Here is a 10,509-nt window from a genome sequence, read left to right on the forward strand (position 1 = left end):
GTGGCGGACCATGCGAACGGCCGCTCGGGCGAAGCGAATCGGCAGCAAGTTCACGAACGGTTTGCGCTACCGCAACCCATTGCCCATTCGGCCGAGTCGGGGAAAGCGCCGGGTTGAGAGATAATACGGGTTTCGCCCTATTCGACGTGGCCGCGCCGCATGGCGTTTGAAGGCGGGCAGCCCAACGCGCCCTGTTTTCCGCAAGGCCCGGCCACTTCTTACCGCTGGACACTCATGAGTATCGTCAATCTCTCTTCGTACCATTTCGCGACTATCGAAGACACCGCTGCCTGGCGCCCGTTCGTCACTGAACGCTGCAACGCGCTTGGCCTGAAGGGCACCGTTCTGCTCGCGCCGGAAGGCATCAACCTGTTCGTCGCCGGCACGCGCGAAGCCACGGACGCGTTCATCGACTACATCCGTCACGACGCCCTGTTCGACGGCAAGTTCGTGAATCTGCAGTTCAAGGAAAGCCTGTCGGACAAGCAGCCGTTCACCCGCATGCTGGTCAAGCTCAAGCGCGAGATCATCACGATGAAAAAGCCGGCCATCCGGCCGGAGCTCGGCCGCGCGCCGTTCGTCGACGCGCCCACGCTGAAACACTGGCTGGACCGCGGTCACGACGATCAGGGCCGTCCGGTCGTGATGCTCGACACGCGCAACGCGTTCGAAGTCGACGTCGGCACGTTCGACAACGCGCTCGACTACCGCATTACGAAATTCAGCGAGTTTCCCGAAGTAATCGAGCAAAATCGCGCCGACCTGGAAGGCAAGACGGTCGTGTCGTTCTGCACAGGTGGGATTCGCTGCGAAAAGGCCGCGATCCACATGAAGGAAGTCGGCATCGCGAACGTGTACCAGCTCGAAGGCGGCATTCTGAAGTACTTCGAGGAAGTGGGCGGCGCGCATTATCACGGCGACTGCTTCGTGTTCGACTACCGCACCGCGCTCAATCCGCAACTCGAGCCCAGCAAGACCACGCAATGCTTCGGTTGCCGCGCGGTGGTCCCGCCGGAAGCGCAAGAATCGCCGTTGTACGTGGCGGGCAAGACGTGTCCGGAATGCCATCCGGACAGCAAGGCGGCGCGCGCCGCGTGATGGTGGCGGCGCAAAACGCCACCACTCGACCATGACCTATCGCGGACGTTTCGCGCCTTCGCCCACCGGGCCGTTGCACTTCGGCTCGCTGGTGAGCGCGCTCGCGAGCTGGCTGGACGCACGCGCTCATCGGGGCGCATGGCTCGTTCGCGTTGAAGACATCGACGGCCCGCGCACCGTGCCGGGCGCCGCCGAAGACATCCTCGCCACCCTCGAACGCGTCGGCATGCATGCCGACGAACCGCCCGTCTGGCAAAGCACGCGGACGGCGCACTACCAGCAAGCGCTGGAGCAATTGAAGGCCGCCGGCATGATCTATCCGTGTGGCTGCACGCGCAAGGAAATCGCCGACTCGCTGCTCAACGCGCACGCGCGCAACACGACCCTCGCCTATCCCGGCACCTGTCGCGACGGCCTGCACGGCAAACCGGCGCGCGCATGGCGCCTGCGCGTGCCCGACGGCGACAGCGCGGTCATCACGTTCGAGGATCGCTGGCAGGGCAAGCAGACGCAGAATCTCGCCACCGAGGTCGGCGATTTCGTGCTGAAACGCGCGGACGACCAATGGGCTTATCAACTGGCGGTGGTCGTGGACGATGCGGACGCGGGCATCACGCACATCGTGCGCGGCGCGGATTTGATGGATTCAACGGCGCGGCAGATCTATTTGCAGCGTTGCCTCGGCGTGCCGACGCCGGAGTATTTGCATGTGCCCGTTGTCACGAACGAACAGGGCGAAAAACTCAGCAAGCAGAACGGCGCGACGGCACTGGATATCGACAAGCCGCTTGAAGCGCTATGCGCAGCGGCACAGCATCTTGGGCTCGACTTGGAAAGCGCTGCGGCCCATACGACGCTTGACGGCTTTTATGCTGCCGCCACGGCGGCATGGGCAAAGCGGATGGGCTTACCAGCAGCGTGAACGCGGTTCACGCCTAACAATGATCTCGCCGTGCGCGGCTGGCTGCGGCAACCAGCGCGCTGCGGGGTGAGCTTTCGAAGCGCCCTAAATTTTGCCGCGCCGCCGGCGGCCCCACTACCGGCGCAAGCCCAGCCCGCGCCCCAGGCGAACCGCACCCGAGCCACGCCAGCGAATCAAAAATCAGGAAGAAGACGACGACTTCCTCGGCATCCCAAATCCGCCCAGCAAAGCTGCCAACGGCTGCTTCGAAGCCGTCTTTTGCGGCGCAGAGGAAGCAGCGGCCTCCTCGATTTTACGAACCGAAGAAGGCGACGGCTCATAAGGCTTCAGGAAGAAATCATCCACGGGCTGAGCGCGATGATGATGCGGCCGGTCGAACGTACCCGACGACGCACCCGTGCGCCGGCGGCTGCCGCGGTCCTCACGGCCCTCGCTGCTGCGTTCACGACGCGGCGCGCGTTCTTCATGGTGATGCCGCACCGGCGCTTCCACCGTCAGGCGTTGCACGTCCAGAGGACGTTTGATCAGCTTCTCGATATCGGCAAGCTGCTTGCGCTCGTTCGGGCTGCACAGCGACAACGCATCGCCCGAAGCACCCGCGCGGCCGGTACGGCCGATCCGGTGCACGTAGTCTTCCGCGTTGAACGGCAGATCGAAGTTGATCACCGCCGGCAGTTCGGCGATATCCAGGCCGCGCGCGGCGACATCCGTCGCCACCAGCGCTTCGATCTCGCCGCGCTTGAACGCGTCGAGTGCCTGCATCCGCTCATTCTGCGTGCGGTCGCCGTGAATCGCGGTCGCGACCACGCCGTCGCGCTCGAGGCTGCGCGCCAGACGGCTCGCGCCGATCTTGCTGTTGCAGAACACGATCACCTGCTTGAGGCCGCGTTCGCGAATCAGTTGCACGACCGCGCCGGTCTTGTCGCCCTCGGCCACTTCGTACACGACCTGCGTCACGTTGGTCGCGGTGGAGTTGCTGCGCGCGACTTCGATGGTTTGCGGGTTGCGCAGATACGTGGCGGCAAGCTTCTTGATTTCGCCTGAGAACGTGGCCGAAAACAGCAGCGTCTGACGTTCTTTCGGCAGCAGGTTCAGGATGCGCTGCAGATCCGGCAGGAAGCCCATGTCGAGCATCCGGTCGGCTTCGTCGAGCACGAGAATCTGCACCTGGCCGAGATTGGCCGTTTTCTGTTGCACGTGATCGAGCAGACGGCCCGGCGTGGCGATCAGAATCTCGACGCCGCGGCGCAGTTGCTCGGATTGCGGATTCATATCCACGCCGCCGAACACCACTGCGCTGCGCAGCGCCGTGTGCTTCGCATACGCCTGCACGTTCGCGGCGACCTGGTCGGCCAGTTCGCGAGTCGGCGTAAGGATCAGCGCGCGCACCGGATGGCGGGCGGGCGAAGCGCTCGTGCTCGCCTGCGGCAACAGACGCTGGATGATCGGCAGCGAGAAGCTCGCGGTCTTGCCGGTGCCGGTTTGCGCGGCGCCCATCATGTCACGGCCGGCCAGCACGACAGGGATCGCCTGCTCCTGGATCGGCGTAGGGATGGTGTAGCCCGACTCTTTGACGGCTTTCAGGATATCGGGCGCGAGGCCGAATTGATCAAAAGTCGCAGTGCTGGGCGTGACGGCTGTGTCGGACATGGTGGCTTTCGCTAAAAATGCGCTTGGCGCGTACGCGCGGCAGCGGTCGAAACCGCAGAGGGCATTGTGATGAAGGCGGAGCCACGGCGTTCCGCACGGGACCCGTCAATATTGCGGGAAAAAATGCGGCCGGCTCCGGCCGGCGGAAACACCCGCCGGAAAGGCCGGTATTGTAGCACTTCAGCAAAAACACTCATGGCGCATGCGCCGGCTTTCTGCTTACGGCGGAGAAAGCCGGGTGCCGGCAGACTGCGCACCCGCCGGCGAATCGCGGCAAAGCACCGGCGCGCCTCGCTCGCAGCGTAGTTGGTGGAGACGACAGTTGCGTGACAGCGAGCTGGTTCGGCGGCCCGGCGATCGGCGCGCGATGCCGCGTCCGGCCGTGCGGGTGGCCCCGATGCCCCTCAGCCGTCACGCCGTCACGCCGCCAAATCGTCTCACCACGTCTCGCGCATCACCATCAACCGGATCTCGGTCATGTCCTCGATCGCGTAGCGCACGCCTTCACGCCCTAGCCCGGAATCCTTCACGCCGCCATACGGCATGTTGTCGACCCGGAACGACGGCACGTCGTTGATCACCACGCCGCCCACGTCGAGTTCATCCCACGCGCGATGCGCGTGCGCGAGCGAATCCGTGAACACGCCGGCTTGCAGGCCGAAGTCGCTGTCGTTGACGGTCGCGAGCGCGGCGCCGAAATCGTCGAAGCGCTCCAGAATCGCCACCGGCCCGAAGGCTTCCTTGCGATACAGATCCGTGTCGCGTTTCACGCCTTCGAGCAAGGTGGCCTCGAACATCGCGCCGTCGACCTTGCCGCCCGCGACGATTTTCGCACCGGCCTGCACCGCGCTTTCCATCCAGCCGGCGAGGCGCTTGGACTCCGATTCGGAGATCATCGGCCCGACAAAGGTCTTTTCGTCTTTCGGATCGCCCATCACCAGCGACTTCGTCTTGGCGATCAGCTTCTCGCGCAGCGCATCATAAACCTTCGCGTGGACCAGAATCCGCTGCACACCGATGCAGCTCTGCCCCGACTGATAGAACGCGCCGAACGCCAGCCGATCGACCACGTAGTCGAGCTTCTCACCCTGATCGCCGTCGACGATCGCGGCCGCGTTGCCGCCCAACTCCAGAATCACCTTCTTCTTGCCGGCTTTCTTTTTCAACTCCCAACCCACGGCAGGCGAGCCGGTGAAGGACAGCAATTTGAAGCGCTCGTCGGTGGTAAATAGATCGGCGCCGTCGCGATGCGCGGGAAGAATCGAGAATGCGCCTTTCGGCAAATCGGTTTCCGCAAGAATCTCGCCCATGATGAGCGCGCCGACCGGCGTGCGGCTCGCCGGCTTCAAGACGAACGGCACGCCCGCCGCGATGGCCGGCGCGACCTTGTGCGCGGTCAGGTTCAGCGGAAAGTTGAACGGCGAAATAAACGAACACGGTCCGATCGGCACACGCTTCACATAGCCGTGATAGCCCTTGGCGCGCGGCGAAATTTCCAGATTGACGATCTCGCCGTCGATGCGAACCGACTCCTCCGCGGCCACCTTGAACGTGTCGATCAGGCGCGTGACCTCGCCTTTCGAGTCGTTGATCGGCTTGCCGGCTTCGATGCACAGTGCGAGCGCCAGTTCGTCGTAGCGCTCGCGAAAGCGCTTCACACAATGTTCGAGCACCGCCTGACGCTTGAACGGGGGAAAGACGCGCATGGCGGGCATGGCATCGACCGCATGGCCGATCGCTTTGTCGATCGCGGTGGCGTCGGCCATCGCGACGCGGGTGGCGACTTCGCCGCTGAATTTATCAGTGACTTCGAGATCGGTGTTGGCGGCCACCGCAACGTTCGCCAGGTAGTACGGGTAAGTCTTTTGCAACATGACGCGTCTCCTTGATCCGATGCGTGACAAGTTCACAATTGCGCCGAAAGCCGCTTGATCTCGCGATTCAGCACGCGCTCGTTGTCCGAGTAGTCGATCGGCAGATCGATCACATGCACGCCGGGCGTCGCGAAACATTCGCGCAGCAAGGGCGCGAATTCCGTCGCCGATTCGATGCGGTGTCCCTTCGCCCCGTAGCTCTCTGCATACGCCACGAAATCCGGGTTGCTCAGCGTCATGCCGTAGTCCGGGAAGTTCATGTTTTCCTGCTTCCAGCGGATCATGCCGAACGCGTCGTCGCGCACGATCAGGATCACCAGATCCAGCTTCAGACGCACCGCCGTTTCCAGTTCCTGCGAATTCATCATGAAGCCGCCGTCGCCGCACACGGCCATGACTTTGTGGTCCGGGTGCACGATCTTGGTGGCGATCGCGGACGGCAGGCCCGCGCCCATCGACGCCAGCGCATTGTCGAGCAGCAGCGAATTCGGTTCGTGCGCGCGGTAGTAGCGGGCGAACCAGATCTTGTACATGCCGTTGTCCAGACACACGATGCCGTCCACCGGCGTGGTCTCATACACGTCGTTGACGACGCGCACCGGATACATAGGAAAGCGGTCGTCGTGCTGGCCTTTGGCCAGATGCGCCTCGAAGTGCTCCTTGATCTCCTTGAAGCGCGTGAAGTCCCAATGCTTCTGGCGCTCCTTGAGACTTTCCTTGAGTTGCCACACGGCGTTGGCGATGTCGCCAACCACTTCGATCTGCGGGAAGTACACCGTATCCACTTCCGCGCCGAGGAAGTTGACGTGAATCACCGTTTTCTCGCCGGCGTCGCCGCTGCGCATGAAAAACGGCGGCTTCTCGATCACGTCGTGGCCGACGTTGATGATGCAGTCGGCGTGGTCGATCGCGCGGTGCACGAAGTCGCCGTCCGACAGCGTCGCATTGCCGAGCCACATGGGATGCGATTCGTCGATCACGCCTTTGCCCATCTGCGTCGTGAAAAACGGAATGCCGATCTGGTCGACGAACTCGCGCAGCATCTTGGTGGTGGTCTTGCGGTTGCCGCCCGCGCCGATCATCAAGAGCGGATGCTTCGCGCTGGTGATCGCCTCGACCGCGCGCGCCACGGCTTTTTCCTCGGCCACGGGACGGCGGCTGAAGCTTTTCGGAATCGGCTTGCCATCGCCCTCTTCATGCGCGACGTCTTCGGGCAATTCGAGGTGCGTGGCGCCGGGCCGTTCTTCTTCAGCCTGACGGACCGCCTCGCGCACCGCAGCCGGAATATTGGCAACCGATACGATCTGCCGCGTGTATTTGGTGAGCGGCTCCATCATGCGCACCACGTCGACGATCTGGAAATGCCCCTGCTTGCTCGACTTGATCGGCTTTTGCCCGGTGACCATCAGCATCGGCATGCCGCCGAGCTGCGCATACGCCGCGGCGGTCACGAAGTTGGTCGCGCCCGGCCCGAGAGTGGCCAGACACACACCGGTGCGGGCCGGTGAGACGGCCATATGTGGCGGCCATGAAACCGGCCGCCTGTTCGTGGCGCGTGAGAATCAGACGGATTTTCGAGCGGCGCAGCGATTCGAGCAGATCGAGATTTTCTTCACCGGGAATGCCGAACACGTACTCGACACCTTCGGCTTCCAGCGATTTGACGAACAGGTCCGATGCTTTCATTGAGGGTCTCGCTTGATGATACGGACGCGGGCCGTGACTCCATTGCTGGAGCCCGGAAACGGACGATCGAAAACGACCCCGGCCACGCCGACAGTGCCTGGGATGGCACGGATGGCATGACGCGGTGGCACGGCGGCAAATGCCATGCGGGACAGCTTACTACTCGAATGGAAACGGCGTGCGCCGGCGGACAATGCGGCGAAGCTGAAGGCGGTGAGACAAGCGGCGGCATGGGAAGGGAAAGCCGCCGCATCGCGCTCAGCGATTGATGGTGATGCAGTCGGAGAGCATGGGTGGCGCGTTTTCGCCGGCCATTGCGTCATACAGGTCGGCGCGCGGCCCCTTGGTCCACCATGTGTAGCTGCCGGCCTGATACTTCGCGCCCGACGCCGACAGCGTATTGACGAACAGCAGTTGCTTGCCCTTCACCGGCACGAGGGCGAAGCTTTGCCCGTTCGCCGTGTTCCAGTAAGTGACATGCAGAATCTTGCCGGTCGCGCAGGTGTATTTGTGCGTCTGACGGTTTTTGGCCTGAATCTCCGAGAACTGCAACGGCGCGGCCCACGCATGGCCGTACAGCGCCGCGAGACCCGCCGCCGTGGTGACTGTAACAAGCCATTTCTTCATGAGATGCCTCGATCGTTGCGGCAAATCGAACACGGGCGGCGCGCCGCACGTTGCGCCTCTGGAACTGCGGCTGAAATGCGGACGACGGGCCGGTTATGGGTCGATCACGTCGGCGCATGCGTCGGTGGGCGCGGCGGCCACATGCCCGACCACCGGCACGATCTTCAACCCTGCGGACGCGATCCGGCATGGCGCAGCCGCGAGGCCGCAGCCCGTCAACCCGGCGCACAGCGTGAGCAGCACGCCGAGCGCGCCGAGGCGGCCAGTCCAACCGCGCCGCGTGTTGTTGCGCAATTCCAGCGCCATACGTACCTCTACTCCGACGGGCTCGACGAGCCCAATCATTCAGATTGCGCGCGGCGATGGGTGCCGGGCACGCGGGTCGGGCGAGTCACGGCGAATTGCTTCAGTTGCAGCAGTTCGCCGTGCACCACGCCGTCGCTTACTTCGCCGACACCGGCCGCACCGCTGCCGCGGCCTGCTTCGCGCGCGAACGTGCTTCGTCGGTGTTCTCGCCGGTGGCGAGCGCCACGCCCATGCGGCGCTTGACGAAACTCTCCGGCTTGCCGAACAGACGCAGGTCCGCGTTCGGCACCGCCAACGCCGCGGCGACGCCTTCGAACGCAATGCCGGTCTCGTCGAGCCCGCCGTAAATCACCGCCGACGCGCCCGGCGCCCGCAGCGACGTGTCCACCGGCAAACCCAGGATCGCGCGCGCGTGCAATTCGAATTCCGAAAAGCGCTGCGAGCACAGCGTGACGAGCCCCGTATCGTGCGGACGCGGACTCACTTCCGAAAACCATACGTCATCGCCGCGCACGAAAAGTTCCACGCCGAACAGACCCCGGCCGCCGAGCGCGGCCGTCACCTTGTGCGCGACTTCGCGCGAACGTTCGAGCGCGAGCGGGCTCATGGGCTGCGGCTGCCACGATTCGACGTAGTCGCCCGCCACCTGCACGTGGCCGATCGGGTCGCAGAAATAGGTGCGGACTTCGCCGCTCGCCGGGTCGATGGCGCGCACGGTCAATTGCGTGATTTCGTATTCGAAGTCGATAAACCCTTCGACGATCACGCGGCCATGATTCACCCGGCCGCCGGCCATCGCGTATTGCCATGCGGGTTCGACGTCGGCGTCGCTGCGGAGCACCGACTGCCCCTTGCCCGACGACGACATGACCGGCTTCACCACGCACGGATAGCCGACTTTGGCGATGCCCGCGCGCAGTTCGTCGAGCGAATCGGCGAACGCGTACGGCGAGGTCGGCAAGCCGAGCTCCTCAGCAGCGAGACGGCGGATGCCTTCGCGGTTCATGGTGAGCTGCGTGGCGCGCGCGGTCGGGATCACTTCGGCGAGACCGTCGTTTTCAATGGCGGCGAGCGCGTCGGTCGCGATCGCTTCGATCTCGGGGACGATCAGATGCGGCCGCTCCTGTTCGACCAGCGCGCGCAACGCCCCGCGGTCGGTCATGTCGATCACGTGCGCGCGGTGCGCCACCTGGTGGCCCGGCGCATTCGGATAACGGTCGACGGCGATCACCTCGACACCCAGCCGCTGCAGCGCGATGATCACTTCCTTGCCGAGCTCGCCGGCGCCGAGCAGCATGACACGCGTGGCGGATTCAGAAAGGGGCGTGCCGATCCGTTGGCCGATCTGCATGAGGTCTCCAGATAAAAGTCGGATGAGGGTGGGATTGAGTAGAACACGATGTTAACATGCGGGCCCCTCGCCGCGCCTTGCTCGCGGCGGCCGCATCCTGATCTGCGCGTGAAGGGCAACGGCGGAGCACGACGACGGCGCGCAAGGGCGCCGCGGCGCACCGAATAAGCGCTCCGCCCGCCAATGCTCTCGCGTGCGGCAAGCTTAGTGCGTTACCCTTACGCCTTCGCCAGTTTGAAGAGGAACGACGCCATGCTCCAAAGCTCCTCCGCGCGACGTGTTGCGCGCTTCACCCCGTATCTGCGCACCGCCCTCGCCGCGTTGAGCGTCGCCGCGCTGTTGAGCGCCTGTGCGATCCCGAAACATCCCGACTCGGAAGCCGCCGCGCCCGATCCATTCAATCCCGCCGCCGCGCAACTGCTCGACGACACCAGCTGGGTGCTGAGCGCCTGGAAACAGGCCGACGGCACGGCACGCGCGATTCCGGCCGCGGACCAGGACGCGCCGATCACGCTCACGCTCTCCACCTCGACCGGCCAGCGCCATGCCAGCGGCTTTTCCGGCTGCAACCGCTACATGGGCTCGTACGCGCTGAAAGACGGCAAGCTGAGCTTCGGCACGCTGGGCGGCACGCGCATGGCGTGCATGACGCCCGGCGGACAGATCGAAGGCGCGTATCTCAATGCGCTGACGCACATCGACCGCACCGGCGTGCAGATGCGCGCGCCACAGCAAATGCAACTGGTGCTCGACAACGGCGACACGCTGACCTTCGACCGCAGCACGAAATGAACGAGTCGCGGATCGTCCGGTCGATGCTCGAGGTCGCTGATGAGCGAACCGGACCGCGGAGCGGAGCGCCTCGATCGGGACGGGCCACATGACCGATGAAGGCTGTCCCGACAGCCGTTGTTTTTCACCGACGGCGGGCCGCGCGCCGGTCTGCTTTCCAATTGACGCAAGCATACTTGCGTCTGCCTTCGAAGCATCGGGCT

The 10,509-nt window shown here is 64.3% G+C and carries 8 protein-coding genes and 1 pseudogene; 3 read left to right on the plus strand and 6 right to left on the minus strand.

Annotation, left to right across the window (positions count from 1 at the left end):
• Positions 1–234: 234 nt before the first annotated feature.
• Together B0G74_RS14035 and gluQRS are read left to right on the plus strand one after the other, a co-directional pair.
• Positions 235–1,098: a sulfurtransferase gene (locus tag B0G74_RS14035; RefSeq protein ID WP_132375351.1), complete on the plus strand. Its 864-nt coding sequence runs from the start codon at positions 235–237 to the stop codon at positions 1,096–1,098.
• Positions 1,099–1,129: 31 nt separating this feature from the next.
• Entirely contained in the window at positions 1,130–2,020 is an 891-nt protein-coding gene (gene gluQRS, locus B0G74_RS14040; protein WP_132375353.1) for a tRNA glutamyl-Q(34) synthetase GluQRS, read from the plus strand.
• A gap of 180 nt (positions 2,021–2,200) precedes the next feature.
• Here gluQRS and B0G74_RS14045 read toward each other — a convergent pair whose 3' ends face one another.
• From B0G74_RS14045 to purT, 6 genes and pseudogenes are all read right to left on the minus strand, one after another.
• Positions 2,201–3,670, minus strand: a complete 1,470-nt coding sequence (locus B0G74_RS14045) for a DEAD/DEAH box helicase (RefSeq protein ID WP_132375355.1) — start codon at positions 3,668–3,670, stop codon at positions 2,201–2,203.
• Positions 3,671–4,107: 437 nt separating this feature from the next.
• A complete protein-coding gene (locus B0G74_RS14055) occupies positions 4,108–5,544 on the minus strand; it encodes an aldehyde dehydrogenase family protein (protein ID WP_132375357.1) in 1,437 nt (478 codons plus the stop codon).
• 32 nt (positions 5,545–5,576) lie between these two features.
• A pseudogene (locus tag B0G74_RS14060) lies at positions 5,577–7,230 on the minus strand (acetolactate synthase large subunit).
• 258 nt (positions 7,231–7,488) lie between these two features.
• Positions 7,489–7,857, minus strand: a complete 369-nt coding sequence (locus B0G74_RS14065; protein ID WP_132375359.1) for an MliC family protein — start codon at positions 7,855–7,857, stop codon at positions 7,489–7,491.
• A 93-nt stretch (positions 7,858–7,950) separates the two neighbouring features.
• Entirely contained in the window at positions 7,951–8,163 is a 213-nt protein-coding gene (locus B0G74_RS14070; RefSeq protein WP_132375361.1) for a DUF6726 family protein, read from the minus strand.
• 136 nt (positions 8,164–8,299) lie between these two features.
• Positions 8,300–9,514, minus strand: coding sequence for a formate-dependent phosphoribosylglycinamide formyltransferase (purT, locus tag B0G74_RS14075; protein ID WP_132375363.1), 1,215 nt, complete (start codon positions 9,512–9,514; stop codon positions 8,300–8,302).
• A gap of 252 nt (positions 9,515–9,766) precedes the next feature.
• On the opposite strand from purT, the gene B0G74_RS14080 reads away from it, so the two are divergent.
• A complete protein-coding gene (locus B0G74_RS14080; RefSeq protein WP_132375365.1) occupies positions 9,767–10,306 on the plus strand; it encodes an META domain-containing protein in 540 nt (179 codons plus the stop codon).
• The last annotated feature ends 203 nt before the right edge of the window (positions 10,307–10,509 follow it).

This window comes from Paraburkholderia sp. BL9I2N2 (genome assembly GCF_004339745.1).
Lineage (GTDB): Bacteria > Pseudomonadota > Gammaproteobacteria > Burkholderiales > Burkholderiaceae > Paraburkholderia.